15 protein-coding genes, 1 other RNA gene and 1 pseudogene are annotated in these 16,169 nt (G+C 56.7%); 12 read left to right on the top strand and 5 right to left on the bottom strand.

Features of this window, described 5'->3' with window-relative positions:
* Positions 1-20: 20 nt before the first annotated feature.
* Complete coding sequence (locus ACOTXR_RS07430; protein WP_014882782.1) at positions 21-1,721, bottom strand: SgrR family transcriptional regulator; 1,701 nt, start codon at positions 1,719-1,721, stop codon at positions 21-23.
* A 100-nt stretch (positions 1,722-1,821) separates the two neighbouring features.
* Here ACOTXR_RS07430 and cof point away from each other — a divergent pair, with 100 nt between their 5' ends.
* Positions 1,822-2,640 (top strand): HMP-PP phosphatase, encoded by an 819-nt coding sequence (gene cof, locus ACOTXR_RS07425; protein ID WP_222834791.1) that lies wholly within the window; start codon positions 1,822-1,824, stop codon positions 2,638-2,640.
* Between the two features lie 41 nt (positions 2,641-2,681).
* Here the strand turns inward: cof and ACOTXR_RS07420 are convergent, their stop codons facing one another.
* Positions 2,682-3,728 (bottom strand): PLP-dependent cysteine synthase family protein, encoded by a 1,047-nt coding sequence (locus ACOTXR_RS07420; RefSeq protein WP_045134719.1) that lies wholly within the window; start codon positions 3,726-3,728, stop codon positions 2,682-2,684.
* A gap of 115 nt (positions 3,729-3,843) precedes the next feature.
* On the opposite strand from ACOTXR_RS07420, the gene ACOTXR_RS07415 reads away from it, so the two are divergent.
* The 5 genes from ACOTXR_RS07415 to amtB all read left to right on the top strand — a co-directional run bounded on the left by ACOTXR_RS07415 (position 3,844) and on the right by amtB (position 9,760).
* The gene (locus ACOTXR_RS07415; RefSeq protein ID WP_008503307.1) at positions 3,844-4,302 is read left to right on the top strand and encodes an Lrp/AsnC family transcriptional regulator; all 459 of its coding nucleotides are present in this window, start codon (positions 3,844-3,846) and stop codon (positions 4,300-4,302) included.
* Between the two features lie 30 nt (positions 4,303-4,332).
* A complete protein-coding gene (locus ACOTXR_RS07410; RefSeq protein ID WP_014882785.1) occupies positions 4,333-6,105 on the top strand; it encodes a SmdA family multidrug ABC transporter permease/ATP-binding protein in 1,773 nt (590 codons plus the stop codon).
* Positions 6,098-7,879, top strand: a complete 1,782-nt coding sequence (locus ACOTXR_RS07405; RefSeq protein ID WP_014882786.1) for a SmdB family multidrug efflux ABC transporter permease/ATP-binding protein — start codon at positions 6,098-6,100, stop codon at positions 7,877-7,879. Before ACOTXR_RS07410 ends, ACOTXR_RS07405 begins: the two co-directional genes overlap by 8 nt.
* A 220-nt stretch (positions 7,880-8,099) precedes the next feature.
* Complete coding sequence (gene glnK, locus ACOTXR_RS07400; RefSeq protein ID WP_008503304.1) at positions 8,100-8,438, top strand: P-II family nitrogen regulator; 339 nt, start codon at positions 8,100-8,102, stop codon at positions 8,436-8,438.
* A 35-nt stretch (positions 8,439-8,473) separates the two neighbouring features.
* Complete coding sequence (gene amtB, locus ACOTXR_RS07395) at positions 8,474-9,760, top strand: ammonium transporter AmtB (protein WP_014882787.1); 1,287 nt, start codon at positions 8,474-8,476, stop codon at positions 9,758-9,760.
* Positions 9,761-9,855: 95 nt separating this feature from the next.
* On the opposite strand, the gene tesB is transcribed toward amtB, so the two are convergent.
* Positions 9,856-10,716 (bottom strand): acyl-CoA thioesterase II, encoded by an 861-nt coding sequence (tesB, locus tag ACOTXR_RS07390; protein ID WP_014882788.1) that lies wholly within the window; start codon positions 10,714-10,716, stop codon positions 9,856-9,858.
* 203 nt (positions 10,717-10,919) lie between these two features.
* On the opposite strand from tesB, the gene ACOTXR_RS07385 reads away from it, so the two are divergent.
* The gene (locus ACOTXR_RS07385; RefSeq protein ID WP_014882789.1) at positions 10,920-11,447 is read left to right on the top strand and encodes a YbaY family lipoprotein; all 528 of its coding nucleotides are present in this window, start codon (positions 10,920-10,922) and stop codon (positions 11,445-11,447) included.
* Positions 11,448-11,480: 33 nt separating this feature from the next.
* On the opposite strand, the pseudogene ACOTXR_RS07380 reads toward ACOTXR_RS07385, so the two are convergent.
* Positions 11,481-11,878 (bottom strand): annotated as a pseudogene (locus tag ACOTXR_RS07380) (MGMT family protein).
* An 84-nt stretch (positions 11,879-11,962) separates the two neighbouring features.
* Between ACOTXR_RS07380 and ffs the strand changes: the two are divergent.
* From ffs to ACOTXR_RS07365, 3 genes are all read left to right on the top strand, one after another.
* An RNA gene (ffs, locus tag ACOTXR_RS07375) (signal recognition particle sRNA small type) lies at positions 11,963-12,059 on the top strand.
* Between the two features lie 261 nt (positions 12,060-12,320).
* Positions 12,321-12,572, top strand: a complete 252-nt coding sequence (locus ACOTXR_RS07370; protein ID WP_023310587.1) for a hypothetical protein — start codon at positions 12,321-12,323, stop codon at positions 12,570-12,572.
* Entirely contained in the window at positions 12,569-12,784 is a 216-nt protein-coding gene (locus ACOTXR_RS07365; protein ID WP_058690562.1) for a hypothetical protein, read from the top strand. The genes ACOTXR_RS07370 and ACOTXR_RS07365 overlap by 4 nt, the downstream gene beginning before the upstream one ends.
* A gap of 81 nt (positions 12,785-12,865) precedes the next feature.
* On the opposite strand, the gene ACOTXR_RS07360 is transcribed toward ACOTXR_RS07365, so the two are convergent.
* Positions 12,866-14,287 (bottom strand): PLP-dependent aminotransferase family protein, encoded by a 1,422-nt coding sequence (locus ACOTXR_RS07360; RefSeq protein ID WP_058690563.1) that lies wholly within the window; start codon positions 14,285-14,287, stop codon positions 12,866-12,868.
* 87 nt (positions 14,288-14,374) lie between these two features.
* On the opposite strand from ACOTXR_RS07360, the gene ACOTXR_RS07355 reads away from it, so the two are divergent.
* Positions 14,375-14,986 carry a YczE/YyaS/YitT family protein gene (locus ACOTXR_RS07355; RefSeq protein WP_014882793.1) on the top strand — a complete coding sequence of 204 codons (612 nt, stop codon included), beginning with the start codon at positions 14,375-14,377 and terminating at the stop codon, positions 14,984-14,986.
* 76 nt (positions 14,987-15,062) lie between these two features.
* On the top strand, positions 15,063-16,133 hold the full coding sequence (locus tag ACOTXR_RS07350) for a LacI family DNA-binding transcriptional regulator (protein WP_014882794.1): 1,071 nt from the start codon (positions 15,063-15,065) through the stop codon (positions 16,131-16,133).
* Positions 16,134-16,169 lie beyond the last annotated feature (36 nt).

The following is a 16,169-nucleotide window of genomic DNA, read 5'->3' as shown; positions in this document are numbered from 1 at the left end:
TACGGCGGCGACCAGCTTCTTCACGATTTGGGGGCAGGCAGCCAGGCTTCGGTAAAATCAAACCAGCCGCGGGTGTTAAGGCGTATCCCGTTTACGCCTGGCGGCGCGCTGATTTGATACTGATAATTAAAGAGCGGCGTCAACACCGCGTTCTCCATTAAGCGGCTGAAAATGGCTTGCAGCCCCGCGTGCCGGTCCCGGGACTCGGCTTGGGCCTGCACCGCATCCAGCGTGGCTTGCAAATGGGCGTAAGCCGGTGCGCTTAACACATGCGGCCAAAGCGCATCACAGCGGAGCCACTGCTCAAGCGTATACGCTGGCGCTTCGCCAATCAGCTTATCTCCCATCATGATGTCTGCATCGGCAAGCTGCTGGCATCCATCCCACGTCTTCGCGTCGTGAAAGATGACGGTCAATTCACAACCCTGCAGTGCGAGGTACTCCTTCAGCTGGCTGGCCATGGTGTGAAGCTCAACGGGCAGATGATAAACCAGCGTCAACGCCTCAGGGAGGGCAATGTCCGTCAAATCAGGCCATTCCGGGATTGTCCAGCCGGGAAGCAGTTCATGAGTTGGCGTGATGAGCCCTTCGTTGAGCGGAAGCGTGTGCAGAAGCCTGGAGAGATGAATGATATTAATCAGCCGCTTTGCCTGGATCTCACTCAGCCGCGCGCTCTGTTTCAGCGTGAGATAACAGAAGCCCAGGCTGGTGCTGCTGCTCACCAGCCGCAGGCTTTCGAGCTCATCGGCCTCGCCAATGGCGATTTGCACCGGGTGGCGACAGCTGGTACCCAGCCTGTAATCAAAAAGCTGGGGAGTGATCCAGTACTCGATGGCCTTAAGCAGCGGATGACTCAGGTGGTACTGCTCATGGCTTTCCAGGCGTACCAGGTCGGGCTCAAAGAGGGTCAGCCGGAAGGGACCACTGCCGACGACCGGGCGATCGGGATGCGCCAGACGGCTACAGTAGGTTGCCAGCCTGTGCGCCAGCCAGTAGTCCGGTTGATGTAAAACAAACGTCAGACATTGCGGATGTGTGGTTTCGACAGACAAGACGCTCTGAAAAAGCGTTCGCATGATGGGCTGCGCTAACAACGCCGTCAGGCTTCGCTGGAGTTGCGCCGTTTCTATTTTATCGCCGTCATGCCAGTGCAGCGTGGAGCGAATATAGAAATGCCAGCGCAGCCCGTCAGCAGAGACCTCCCAGTGATGCGCCAGATCGCCGGTGGGTTCACTGCTGTTACCGTTAAATCGCGTCAAGCCTGAGAACACCTGTCCTGCCAGATGTTGCTCGGCCCGGCCCGGTAAAAAACCCGGCTGAAGGGGTTCCAGCGAGCGATAGTAGGGGATGCGCAGCGTCGGCGTGTCGTTTTGCCATTGCCCACCCAAAAACGGATGCAGTAACGAACGCAGCTCGTCAGGCGCAAGCTGGGCCAGCTCCAGCGCGTTATGCTGCTGTCCGCTCTTCAGCGCTTCTTCCATCATCATATTGCGCAGGGACTCCGGGGTGGCATGGAACGTCAGTTCGCCGCGCTTGCCGCGACCAGACTGCGCGCGCCAGCTCAGCCAGCCCGCCTCCTGAGCCTGACGCAGCAGCGTTCGGACATGCCGCTCGCTACAAAAACAGCGGGCTGCCAGCTCGCTGATAGTGACCTGCTGCGTCGCACCTTCGGACGGCTGCCATAAACGGTGATACTGGTTAAGACGGTTAAGCTGACGCATAGAAACCCGGAACAATAATTATCATCTATTCACTATTACTTCCGTATATCTCACCTGATACTGATGCACAAGCTAATCGCATCACATTTCAGGAGTCATCATGGCCCGCCTCGCTGCATTTGATATGGACGTCACGCTGTTAATGCCGGATCACCGTCTGGGAGAGAAAACGCTGAGTGCCCTGAAGCGCCTGCGCGAGCGAGATGTCACTCTGACATTTGCCACCGGCCGACATGTTCTGGAGATGCGCCATTTACTGGGCGCGTTTTCTCTTGATGCTTTTCTGATCACCGGAAACGGAACGCGCATTCACACCGTCGAAGGGGAGGTACTGCACCGTCAGGATCTTAACCCGGAAGTGGCGGATATCGTCCTGCACAGCACCTGGGACACACAGGCCAGTGTCCACGTTTTTAACGATCAAGGCTGGTTTACCGGAAGCGAAATCCCCGAGTTACTGCATGCGCATGTCTATAGCGGTTTTAAATATCAGCTTATCGATCTGCGCCGGATCCCCGCCCACGCGGTGACCAAGATCTGCTTCTGTGGCGATCACGACGATCTGCGACGCCTGCGCATCCAGTTAAATGAGGCGCTCGGCAACCGGGCGCATCTGACCTTCTCGGCGGTAGATTGTCTGGAAGTATTACCCGTGGGCTGTAACAAAGGTTCCGCCCTGGCGGTACTGAGCGACCATCTGGGCTTAACGCTGCAGGATTGTATGGCATTTGGCGACGCCATGAATGACCGAGAGATGCTGGGCAGCGTGGGGCGCGGCTTGATTATGGGGAATGCGATGCCGCAGCTGATTGCCGAGCTTCCTCATCTGCCCGTTATCGGACACTGCGGTAACGAAGCGGTGTCCCATTTTTTGACTCATTGGCTGGACAACAACAACCTCCCTTATTCCCCCGAATAGCGAGCGCCTTCCAGCAAGCCAGACGTCGGTCTGGCTTTTTTTTATTTCAGCAGCTGTGCAATCTGCACTTTCCACGGCGTGATGTCGCCGATGTTAGCCTGTACCCATTCTGCATTGTAGTAGGTCTCAAGGTAGCGCTCGCCGCTGTCGCACAGCAGCGTGACGATGGAGCCGGTACGCCCTTCCTCACGCATGCGTGCCGCCAGCTGCAGTGCGCCCCACATATTGGTGCCTGTCGATGCCCCGACTTTGCGGCCCAGCTGGGTTTCCAGCCAGTGTGCGGTTGCCACGCTGGCGGCATCCGGCACGCGAAGCATTTCATCCACTACATCCGGGATGAATGACGGTTCTACGCGCGGGCGGCCAATTCCTTCAATTTTACTGCCTGACGGGCTGCGAAGATCGGCATCGCGGCTCTGCCAGTAGTCGAGGAACACCGAGTTTTGCGGGTCAACCACCATCAGTTGGGTATCGTAGCCCTGACAGCGAATGTAGCGTCCTATGGTGGCTGAGGTACCACCGGTACCGGCGCTCATCACAATGTACGACGGCACGGGGTGCGGCTCGTGGGTCATCTGGCGGAAAATACTGTCAGCGATGTTGTTATTGCCGCGCCAGTCCGTTGCGCGTTCGGCGAAGGTAAACTGGTCCATATAGTGGCCGTTGAGCTCACGGGCCAGCATTTCAGAGGCGGCGTAGATTTCGCAGGCACTCTCAACGAAGTGGCAGCGACCGCCGTAAAATTCGATCTGCTCGATTTTGCGTTTTGCAGTGCAGGAGGGCATCACCGCGATAAACGGCAGGCCCAGCAGGCGGGCAAAATAGGCTTCGGACACGGCGGTTGAACCGGACGAGGATTCAATAATGGGAGTGCCTTCTTTGATCCAGCCGTTACATAAACCGTATAAAAACAGTGAGCGCGCCAGGCGATGCTTCAGGCTGCCGGTCGGATGGGTGCTTTCATCCTTCAGATAGAGCTGAATACCGTCAAATCCCGGCAGGGAAAGGCGGATCAGGTGGGTATCCGCCGAACGCTGGTAGTCGGCATTGATTTCGCTGATGGCATGTTTAACCCAGGTGCTATTCATCGTAATTATCCGTTTGTCATTTTGTGCCCAGCATAGCGAAAAGCACAGAAAAAATTGTTGCTATCTGGCCTTTAAAATAGAATGAAGGGAGAAAAATTTTCTCTGTGAGGTGGGTATGCTAGATAAAATTGACCGTAAGCTCCTTTCCTTGCTGCAAAGTGACTGTACCCTTTCTTTGCAGGCGCTGGCAGATGCCGTTAATCTGACCACCACACCGTGCTGGAAGCGCCTTAAGAAGCTCGAAGATGATGGCATTTTGCTGGGGCGCGTCGCGCTGCTCGATCCCGAAAAACTGGGGCTTGGGTTGACGGCATTTGTGCTGATTAAAACCCAGCACCACAGCAGCGAGTGGTATTGCCGCTTTGTTACTCAGGTCTCTGAGATGCCCGAGGTGCTCGGTTTCTGGCGAATGGCCGGCGAGTACGATTACCTGATGCGCGTCCAGGTGGCAGACATGAAGCGCTATGATGACTTCTACAAGCGGCTGGTGAACAGCGTCCCGGGCTTATCAGACGTTACCTCAAGCTTCGCCATGGAACAGATTAAGTACACCACAGCCTTACCCATTGAATAACTTCGTAAAAAACCTTCAGGAACAAACCGCGTGCGATTATTTGCCCAATTAAGCTGGTACTTTCGTCGGGAGTGGCAACGCTACCTCGGTGCAGTGGCCCTGCTTATTATCATTGCCATTCTGCAGCTAATCCCGCCGAAAGTGGTGGGGTACGTCGTGGATGGCGTCACCGAACAGCATTACACCACCGCACGGGTGTTGATGTGGGTCGGCACGCTGGTGCTGACGGCCGTCATTGTTTATCTCCTGCGCTACGTCTGGCGCGTGCTGCTGTTTGGTGCGTCCTATCAGCTGGCCGTTGAGCTGCGTGAAGATTTTTACCGCCAGCTGAGCCGACAGCATCCCGAATTTTATCTGCGCCATCGCACCGGGGACCTCATCGCCCGTGCCACGAACGATGTCGATCGCGTGGTCTTCGCCGCCGGAGAAGGGGTATTAACGCTGGTGGACTCGCTGGTGATGGGCTGTGCGGTATTGATTGTCATGTCCACGCAGATCAGCTGGCAGTTGACCCTTCTGGCGCTGCTGCCGATGCCGCTGATGGCATTGGCGATCAATCGCTACGGCGAACAGCTGCACGAGCGCTTCAAACTGGCGCAGGCGGCATTTTCGTCTCTGAACGATCGCACTCAGGAGAGCATGACCAGCATTCGCATGATCAAAGCCTTTGGTCTGGAGGACCGGCAGTCCGCGCTGTTTGCCGCCGATGCGGCAGACACGGGGGCGAAGAACATGCGCGTCGCGCGCATTGACGCCCGTTTTGACCCGACAATCTATGTTGCGATTGGCATGGCCAACCTGCTGGCTATCGGAGGCGGTAGCTGGATGGTGGTACAGGGGACGTTAACCCTGGGACAATTGACCAGTTTTGCGATGTATCTCGGGCTGATGATCTGGCCGATGCTGGCTTTAGCCTGGATGTTCAACATTGTGGAGCGGGGCAGCGCCGCCTACAGCCGCATTCGCGCCATGCTGGCCGAAGCGCCGGTGGTGACTGACGGCAGCGAAGCGGTCCCGGAAGGGCGCGGCGTGACGAAGGTCGACGTCCGTCAATTTGTCTATCCGCAGACGGCGCATCCGGTACTGGAGAACGTCAGCTTTACGCTTCAGCCCGGCCAGATGTTGGGTATTTGTGGTCCGACGGGGGCCGGAAAAAGTACCGTCCTCTCTCTGCTCCAGCGCCACTTTGACGTCACCGAAGGGGATATTCGTTTCCATGATATCCCCCTGAAGAACCTGCTGCTGGATGAGTGGCGTGGCCGCCTGGCGGTGGTCAGCCAGACGCCGTTTTTATTTTCGGACACCGTGGCGAATAACATCGCCCTCGGATGCCCTGCGGCGACGCAGGAGGAGATCGAGCATGTGGCGCGTTTAGCCAGCGTGCATGATGATATTTTGCGTCTGCCGCAGGGGTACGAAACGGAAGTCGGGGAGCGTGGCGTCATGCTGTCCGGCGGGCAGAAACAGCGTATTTCGATTGCCCGTGCGCTGCTGCTGAATGCCGAAATCCTGATCCTGGATGATGCGCTCTCCGCTGTGGATGGCCGTACCGAGCACCAGATCCTGCATAACCTGCGTCAGTGGGGGGACGGTCGCACGGTGATTATCAGCGCTCACCGTTTGTCGGCGCTGACCGAAGCCAGCGAAATTCTGGTATTGCAGCACGGGCACATTGCCCAGCGCGGGCAGCATGAAAATCTTGTTGAGCAACCGGGCTGGTATCGCGATATGTATCGCTATCAACAGCTTGAAGCGGCGCTGGACGATGCCCCCGAACAGAATGAGGAGGCCGCTAATGCGTAAGCTCGGAACGATGTGGCCGACGCTCAAACGTCTGCTGGCCTACGGCTCGCCGTGGCGTAAACCGCTGTCCGTGGCCGTGCTTTTACTCTGGATAGCGGCGATTGCAGAAGTGAGCGGGCCGCTGCTCATCAGTTACTTTATCGACAATATGGTCGCCAAAAGCTACCTGCCCCTGGGGCTGGTGGCGGGTTTAGGCGTCGCTTACGTTGGGTTACAGCTGACGGCTGCAGGGCTGCACTATGCGCAGTCGCTGCTGTTTAACCGCGCAGCCGTCGGTGTCGTTCAGCAGCTGCGCACGGATGTAATGGACGCCGCGCTTCGCCAGCCGCTCAGCGAGTTTGATATTCAGCCGGTCGGGCAGGTTATCTCCCGGGTAACCAACGATACCGAGGTGATCCGCGATCTGTACGTCACCGTGGTGGCGACGGTGCTCCGCAGCGCGGCGCTGATTGGTGCGATGCTGGTGGCAATGTTCAGTCTCGACTGGCGCATGGCGCTGGTGGCGATCACGATCTTCCCGGCGGTGCTGATCGTCATGGTCATCTACCAGCGCTACAGCACGCCAATCGTGCGTCGGGTACGAGCCTATCTGGCCGACATCAACGATGGCTTCAACGAAGTCATCAACGGCATGAGCGTTATCCAGCAGTTCCGCCAGCAGGCGCGCTTTGGTGAACGGATGGGCGAAGCCAGCCGCTCGCACTATATGGCACGCATGCAGACGCTGCGGCTTGACGGTTTTCTGCTGCGTCCGCTGCTGAGCCTTTTCTCTGCGCTGGTGCTTTGCGGTCTCCTGATGCTGTTTGGGCTGAGCGCTAACGGTACGATTGAAGTGGGGGTGCTGTACGCCTTTATTAGCTATCTGGGGCGCCTTAACGAACCGCTGATCGAACTCACCACCCAGCAATCTATGCTGCAACAGGCGGTGGTCGCCGGTGAGCGTGTGTTCGAGCTGATGGACCGGCCGCGACAGGCCTACGGCAACGATGAGCGACCTTTGCAAAGCGGTGCCATTGATTTTGATAATGTCTCGTTTGCCTATCGCGAAGACCGGCTGGTGTTGCAGGATATCTCACTTGATGTTCCGTCGCGTGGTTTCGTGGCGCTGGTGGGCCATACGGGAAGCGGTAAGAGTACCCTCGCCAGCCTGTTAATGGGGTACTACCCGGTTACGCACGGTGAAATCCGGATCGACGGACGTCCGCTCGCGTCTCTTAGCCACAACGTGTTGCGTAAAGGCGTCGCGATGGTGCAGCAGGATCCGGTCGTCCTGGCCGATACCTTCTATGCGAACGTGACCCTGGGGCGGGACTACACGCAGGAGCAGGTCTGGGAGGTACTGGAAAAAGTGCAGCTGGCGGATCTGGCGCGCGGGTTTAGTGAGGGGATCAATACGAAGCTGGGCGAGCAGGGGAACAACCTCTCCGTCGGGCAAAAACAGCTCCTCGCCCTGGCGCGGGTGTTGATTGAAACGCCGCAGGTTCTGATTCTGGATGAAGCGACAGCCAGTATTGACTCCGGTACCGAGCAGGCCATCCAGCAGGCGTTGTCCGCCGTGCGTGACCATACGACGCTGGTGGTGATTGCCCACCGTCTTTCCACCATCGTTGATGCCGATACCATTCTGGTGCTACATCGCGGCCAGGCCGTTGAACGGGGTACGCACCGTGAACTGCTGGAAGCCAAGGGACGTTACTGGCAGATGTATCAGCTTCAGCTGGCAGGCGAAGAGCTGGCGGCCAGCGTGCGTGAGGAAGAATCGCTGAGCGCCTGATGCACCAAAATGAGGCGACGCGCTAACAGTCATTCCTGTTGGTGCAAAACGGAAACGCACCCTGCACCGGCATGGTGCGTTTTTTTTCACCGGTTCGTTTATCAAGGCCGTGTAGCGCTCTTTGCACCGCAGTTCCTTCTGGTTTTCATTTCTGGCACACCCCTTGCAATACCTTCTGCGTAAGCTGCGGCCATTACCGAATTCTGACTGGAGGGGATCTATGAAGCTGGTTACGGTTGTAATCAAACCATTCAAACTCGAAGACGTGCGTGAAGCGTTGTCTTCCATGGGTATTCAGGGACTGACTGTCACCGAAGTGAAAGGCTTTGGTCGTCAGAAGGGTCATGCCGAGCTTTACCGCGGGGCGGAATACAGCGTTAACTTTCTGCCAAAAGTAAAAATTGATGTCGCGATTGCTGACGATCAGCTTGATGAAGTCATTGATGTCATTAGCAAAGCGGCCTACACAGGCAAAATTGGCGACGGCAAAATTTTCGTTGCCGAACTGCAGCGCGTCATTCGCATTCGTACCGGCGAATCTGACGAAGCGGCACTGTAAGTAACTCCTGGCACACAGTGATAGGGATCGAGAAAATGAAGATAGCAACACTTAAAACGGGTCTGGGTTCGCTGGCACTGCTGCCGGGCCTCGCGCTGGCTGCCCCTGCGGTGGCAGATAAAGCCGATAACGCCTTTATGATGATCAGCACCGCGCTGGTGCTGTTCATGTCAATTCCTGGGATTGCCCTGTTCTACGGCGGTCTGATCCGTGGCAAAAACGTTCTCTCCATGCTGACCCAGGTAGCCGTGACCTTCGCACTGGTCTGCGTGCTGTGGGTGGTTTACGGTTACTCGCTGGCCTTTGGCACCGGCAACGCCTTCTTCGGTAACTTTGACTGGGTGATGCTGAAAAATATTGAGCTGACCGCGCTGATGGGCAGTTTCTACCAGTATATTCACGTTGCGTTCCAGGGCTCGTTCGCCTGCATCACCGTCGGGCTGATTGTAGGCGCGCTGGCCGAGCGTATTCGTTTCTCTGCCGTTCTGATCTTTGTGGTGGTCTGGCTGACGCTCTCCTATGTGCCGATTGCGCACATGGTCTGGGGCGGCGGTCTGCTGGCAACGCACGGCGCGCTGGACTTCGCGGGCGGTACCGTCGTACATATCAACGCCGCGGTAGCGGGTCTGGTTGGCGCATACCTGATCGGCAAACGCGTGGGCTTCGGTAAAGAAGCGTTCAAACCGCACAACCTGCCGATGGTCTTTACCGGTACCGCGATCCTCTACTTTGGCTGGTTTGGCTTCAACGCCGGGTCTGCAAGCGCAGCAAACGAAATCGCCGCGCTGGCCTTCGTGAACACCGTCGTGGCCACAGCCGGTGCGATCCTCTCCTGGGTCTTCGGTGAGTGGGCGGTGCGCGGTAAACCTTCCCTGCTGGGTGCCTGTTCTGGCGCAATCGCGGGCCTGGTCGGTATCACGCCTGCCTGTGGTTATGTGGGTGTCGGTGGTGCGCTGCTGGTAGGTTTGGTTGCAGGTCTTGCAGGTCTGTGGGGCGTTACGGCACTGAAACGCGTGCTGCGCGTTGATGACCCTTGCGATGTATTTGGTGTGCACGGTGTGTGCGGCATCGTCGGCTGTATCATGACCGGTATCTTCGCCGCGAAATCGCTGGGTGGCGTGGGCTATGCAGAAGGTGTCACTATGGTTCATCAAGTACTGGTGCAGCTGGAAAGTATTGCTATCACCGTGGTGTGGTCTGCCGTTGTCGCTTTTATTGGCTACAAGCTGGCGGACATGACTGTGGGTCTGCGCGTACCGGAAGAGCAGGAGCGCGAAGGTCTGGATGTGAACAGCCACGGCGAGAATGCGTATAACGCATAACCAACAGCAAAACGGCAATCTCGATTGCCGTTTTTAATGTTTATTCCCTCTCCCTGTGGGAGAGGGCCAGGGTGAGGGCATCAGGCCGCACGTTATTAACCGCGATTACGCATTACCCCTTCCTGCACCGTTGAAGCGACCAGCACGCCGTCCTGCGTATAAAACTCTCCACGCACAAACCCGCGAGCACTCGATGCCGACGTACTCTCCACGCTGTAAAGCAGCCACTCATTCATGTTGAAGGGACGGTGGAACCACATGGAGTGGTCGATGGTCGCGACCTGCATCCCTTTTTCGAGGAACCCGACGCCGTGCGGCTGCAGCGCCACCGGCAGAAAGTTAAAATCTGACGCATACCCGAGCAGATACTGATGCACGCGGAAATCTTCCGGCACGGTACCGTTGGCGCGGATCCAGACCTGACGTTTCGGCTCGGCGGTGTGACCCTTCATCGGGTTATGGAACTCGACGGGGCGGATCTCCAGCGGTTTATCGCACAGAAATTTCTCTTTGACCTGCGGCGGAAGCAGATGCGCCAGCGCACGGGCGATATCGGTCTCTGATTTGAGCGTGTCTGGCGACGGTGCCGGCGGCATCGTTTTCTGATGCTCGTATCCCGGTTCCGGTGCCTGGAACGAGGCGGTCATATAGAAGATGGGCTTACCGTTCTGAATGGCCGCCACGCGGCGGGCACTGAAACTATTACCGTCACGCAGAACTTCAACATCATACACAATGGGTTTTGCGCTATCGCCAGGGCGTAAGAAATAGCTGTGGAACGAATGCACCAGACGGTCTGCCGGGACGGTCTCCTTTGCCGCGTACAGCGCTTGTCCAACGACTTGCCCACCGAAGACCTGGCGCAAGCCTAAATCTTCACTCTGTCCGCGAAAGAGTCCTTCCTCAATTTTTTCCAGATTCAGTAATGTCAGCAGATTGTTCAGTGCCTGACTCATAGTTGTCCTCAATAAACGCCGTAGCGAAAGATAGGCAGAGTATAACGCAGAAATCTAAGTGGTCCGATGGGTAGAATAATCTTAATATCGGCACGTTTTCAGGCATTAATCGGTGATCTGTGCCACACTTGAATACGTTATGTGATTGAAACGACATCGGATGGGATCGATCCCGCTGGTGCATTGATGATAAGGAGACTTCAATGAAACTCGTGCCTATGCTAAGTGGTGTAGCTATTGCGGTGGCGTTGTCCGCCTGTGCCGGTAAGAGCGCCCAGGTGCCGGTACCTGCAGCCGATCCGAACGGGATTAATACCCTTTCACAGCAATCCATTCAGCAGCCTAATGTTTCCGGTACCATCTGGATCAAACAGAGAGTCGCTTTGCCGCCGGATGCGGTATTAACGGTAACGCTGTCTGATGCTTCTCTGGCCGACGCGCCGTCGAAAGTCCTGGCTCAGCGTGCGGTTCGTACTGAAGGTAAGCAGGCGCCATTTAGCTTCGTGCTGCCATATAACCCGTCAGACGTACAGCCGAATGCCCGTATCCTGCTGAGTGCCGCGGTAACGATCAACGATAAGCTGGTCTTTATTACCGATACGGTTCAGGAAGCCATTAACCACGGTGGGACTAAAGTCGACCTGAATCTGGTTCCCGTACAGCAAACCGAAGTGCCGGTTGCTCCACAGACCAATCAGCCGTCCCTGCCAACCCCACCGACCCAGATGTAATTGTTGCTATCACCCTCTCCTTCGGGGGAGGGGTTAGTACACCCAGCGGTACTTTTGCAAATCAATCTGTCCCGATCCCGATACCTGCACACCCTCTGACAGTAATGCCTGGCGCTGACGCTGGAGATCCGGTCCGGTCAGCGAGATGGAACCATGACGATTCACCACGCGATGCCAGGGCAGCGTGCTTCCTTCCGGCAGCCGTTTAAGAACGCCGCCTACCTGTCGCGCCGCGCGCGGTGAACCGGCCAGCTGTGCGACATCACCATAGGTTGTGACGTAGCCTTCCGGGATTGAGGCCACAATTTGCCATACGCGCTGGGGAAAGGAGTCGTGTTCGTCCATACCTGCACCTGTGGGGATCATCTGGACAGCCATGGTAAACGAAGATTGCCCTGATTGCTGCGTCTGTTTGCGCAATAAACCAGCATCCGGTTCCGGGTCGCTTGCAATTGGGTCTTCGCACAGGGATAATGCGCCAGCGCGTTGGTTATCAACGCTCTCAATGGGGGCTCTGTTGGTTCTCCCGCAACGCTACTCTGTTCACCAGGTCAGGTCCGGAAGGAAGCAGCCAGGGCAGACGACGTGGGTGCCGGGATGTAGCTGGCAGGGCCCCCACCCATTTACGGCCTCGTACAAACCTTCCTGCGTTACCTCTCTCTGTAGTCATTATTCCACAATACTATAACGCCTAGACGCTGTAATATATATTTCATCGTGCTGAAATATTATTGTCATAAACCTGTAATAATAGACTGGCATTTTATAATTGGACGTCTATTTAACACCAAAATTCAAAAAAATATAAATCTGGATAACAGTGTTAACTTCGTGTATTACATAAAGTACTTATTCCGAAGGGAAGTGACAAACATGGCTACTGCGGTTTTAAATGTTAAAATTGACGACGCGCTAAAAGAAAGGCTTCGCCACTATGCGGAAGTGAATAACGAGAATTTAAGCGTGACCACAGAGAAACTGCTGCTGCTGGCGTTTGAAGCAGTAGAAGAGGCGGGAGTATCGGAAGAAGATATTGATAATCAGCATACGGAAGAAGAGAGTGTTTCTCCTTTTACTCCTAAAGAAATCAAAGCACTACGTAAACTTCTGAAGAAGAGAAAATGAAACAACATCTGTCAACTGCCAGTGACTACAACGAGGCCTGCGATCTCTTGCGCTCAGGCTATGTGAAGCATGTACGTCTTGGCTGGAATGTTGGAAGCGATGAGTTCTTTCGTATTGCGTCTGACTGGTGTGATACCGGTGCAAAAATAAAGAAAGACGGTGATAACTTCGTTATTTCGCTGAAAGGTTTCCCTATTCCTCCGCAACATTAATTGTTGTCCAGTGAAAACTGCTGACTGCATATATTACAGTCAGCAGTTTTTATTTTATGATCCCCTTCAAACTTTTTATTCTTAAACCAGACTGCGTTTGATGGCTGGCTCATTTGAATGTAATGCACGCCATAAGGGTTTAATCCGCAGTAACGCCGCTTCCATTTCCGCTGGCTCCAGCGAGAAGGGCATGCGCAAAAAGCGGTCAAACGCCCCCGATAAGCCAAACCGTGTGCCCGTTCCCAGGTTAATCCCGATGATTTCTGCCCGCGCGGCAAGCTGTGTCGCCAGCATGCCGGGAAGTTCGATCCAGTAAGAAAGTCCGCCTTCCGCCTCATGGAATCGCCACTCGGGAAAATGTTCACGCAGCAGTTCACTGCATCGATCGCGCCGTTCCGCAAGCATCTTGCGGCGAGCGGGCAGAAAACGTTCGCTATTGTTGATAAGCCACAGCGTCGCCAGTTGCTCCAGCAGCGGCGAGCCCAGATCAAGCGTATCCCGCGTCTGGGCGAGGGTGGCGATGATACGTGAAGAGGCGCGGATCCAGCCGAGACGCAGCCCGCCCCAGAAGCTTTTTCCGGCGGAGCCTAATGTCATGACGGTTGCCTCCCGGTTAAACGATGCCAGCGGTGGCGGTGGGGGCGAGTCAAACCAGAGATCGACCATCGTTTCATCTACAACCAGCGTCGTGCGGGTTTGTGCGGCAATATCGGCGATCGCCTGACGGGTCGCGATATCCATACAACGCCCGGTTGGGTTGTGAAAATCAGGCATCAGGTAAGCCAGGCGCGGTGCAGTCTGGGCAAGCGTGGCGGCAAAACCATCCGTGTCCCAGCCTGTATCCGGCAGCGACACCCCAACGGGCCGGCACTGCGCCCCCTGAATGGCGGCAATCGCCAGCGGATAGGTAGGGTGATCGACCACGACGCGATCTCCCGGCCCGGTTAACATCCGCAATATCAGCGCAAAACCGCTGACGGCACCGTTGACCACCATGACTTCGTCTGCGCGGGTGGGAAGACCCCGTTCGGTATAGCGTGCCGCTATAGCTTCCCGAAGCGCAGGCAGCCCAAGCTGGTCATAGCCCGTCAGCGAGAGGTGCTGGGTAATAGCCGTCAGCGCGTGGGTATAAGCCTGGTGGATCTCTGGCCCGGCATTGAGGGCGGCAGTGGAGAGATCCAGTGCGGCACTCGCCGCTGAAAGGGTAGGAACGGCGCGCGTATCCGGGAGGATCACGCGCGACCCGCTGCCGTGGCGGCTTTCAAGATATCCCTCCTCGCGCAGATGGGCGAGGGCGCTGCTGACGGTGGTCCGGCTCACGTCCAGCGCCGTAGCCAGCTCACGCTCACCCGGCAGTCGCGTATTTAATGCCAGTCGGCCATCAAGGATTAACAGACGCAACGCGTCAGCCAGCTGGCGCCAGAGCGGGGTGCGGGATGAAGCTTGCTGCCAGTGGCCTAAAAGGCGTACCAGAGACTGACTTCCAAAGCGGCGTGATGACATATGCAGTCCACTATTTGAAAACTGGACATTAATCATAGTGCCATTTTAGGTCAGGATGAAAGCCTGGTTATCGGGAGAAGATAAAAAATGGTACGTCGTCTGCTACAACTTTATGTCGGTTTGGGTCTGTATGGCCTCTCTACCACGATGTTTATTCGCTCGGATCTGGGGGTTGATCCGTGGGATGTATTTCACCTTGGCGTCGGGCTGCAGCTGGGGATGAGTATCGGGACGGTGATCATTTTGACCGGCGCTGCGGTGCTGCTGCTGTGGATCCCCCTGCGCCAGATGCCCGGACTCGGCACGATCAGTAACGTGATTTGTATCGGTCTGGCGGCAGACGCCAGCATGGCGCTCATCCCCGAGCTGAGTTCGTTACCTGTGCGAATCGCTTTCCTGGTATCGGGCATTGTGATGAACGCGATTGCCACCAGTATGTACATTGGTGCCGGTTTCGGGCCCGGCCCGCGCGATGGTCTGATGACAGGCATTCACGCCCGGCTGGGCTGGTCCATTCGCAGCGTGCGAACCACAATCGAAGTGTCCGTCCTGCTGATTGGGTGCGTGCTTGGCGGTACGTTTGGCGTAGGAACCGTACTGTATGCCCTGACCATTGGTCCGCTTATTCAGCTCTGTATGCCCTGGTTCCGCCAGAAGTCGCGCAATGAGAACGTTCCTCAGCCGGAACGGGTTGTTTAATTTGCGAAGCGCTCACATGTTTTAACGGCATCGCTGTGGCAGAATAGTCGCTTCGACTATCGCGATGCCAGAATGCATGAAAGCAATCACTCTTTATGATGTCGCCTCCCTTGCGGGGGTTTCTTATCAGACCGTTTCCCGCGTGATTAACGACGCGGAGCATGTCTCTGCCCGCACGCGGGAAAAGGTGCAGCAGGCAATGGCGGAACTGCACTATGTGCCTAACCTGCGGGCACAACAGCTGGCGGGTAAACGCACCCGTACGCTGGGTCTTATTACGACCGATCTGGCGCTGCACGCGCCTTCACAAATCGTCTCGGCGGTAAAATCCCGGGCAGCGGAACAGGGGGCGAGTGTCCTCATTTCCATGGTAGAGCAACCGCACCAGTGTCAGGCCGCGCTTCAGGCGTTGCTGGCGCAGCGGGTGGAAGCACTGCTGGTCAATGTGCCGCTTGACGATCCTCACGCCGAACAGCTCAGGGCGCTGGCATCGCCCGTTCCGGTGCTGTTTCTGGATGTATCGCCCTCAGCGCAGGTAAACAGCCTCGTGTTTAACGCAGAGGAGGGGGCGCGTCTGGGCGTTGAGCATCTGCTTTCGCTGGGGCATCAGCATATTGCTTTGTTGAGCGGACCGGAAAGCTCGGTCTCTGCGCGTGCGCGTCTGGCCGGATGGCAAGCGACGCTGGCACAGGCCGGCCTTGACGCGGTTGCCGTGGAATACGGTGACTGGAGCGCGGCCAGCGGTTATGAGAAAGGGCATATGCTGCTGTCGGGTACGGTATTACCGGAGGCGATTCTGGTGGCGAACGATCAAATGGCGCTTGGGGTGATGCGCGCCTGCGCGGAAAAAGGGGTAGCGATCCCTGGCCAGCTATCGGTAGTCGGGTTTGACGATACGGCCGACAGTGCCTGGTTTTCGCCGCCGCTGACGACCGTTCGCCAGGCGTTTCGCCAGGCGGGCGAACGCAGCGTGACGTGGCTGCTGGACCCCCTCCAGGGCGATGCGTGCTGGCAGGTTCAGCTGCCGGTTACGCTGGTGATCCGTCACTCCACCGCGCGCCGCCATCCGCAGCAGGCCGAACAAGAGGATCTGGCGGAGCAGCTCAGACGCCTGGCTCTCCTGGCAGAGCAGCTTGCGCGTAAATAAAACTTTGTGATCTGACTCGCTGCTCCGCGATGGAAT

It is taken from the genome of Enterobacter cloacae complex sp. IR53030 (assembly GCF_049238365.1).
GTDB classification, from domain to species: domain Bacteria; phylum Pseudomonadota; class Gammaproteobacteria; order Enterobacterales; family Enterobacteriaceae; genus Enterobacter; species Enterobacter kobei.
Note: the sequence above shows the minus strand (reverse complement) of the source record. Positions and strands in the feature narration are given on the sequence as shown.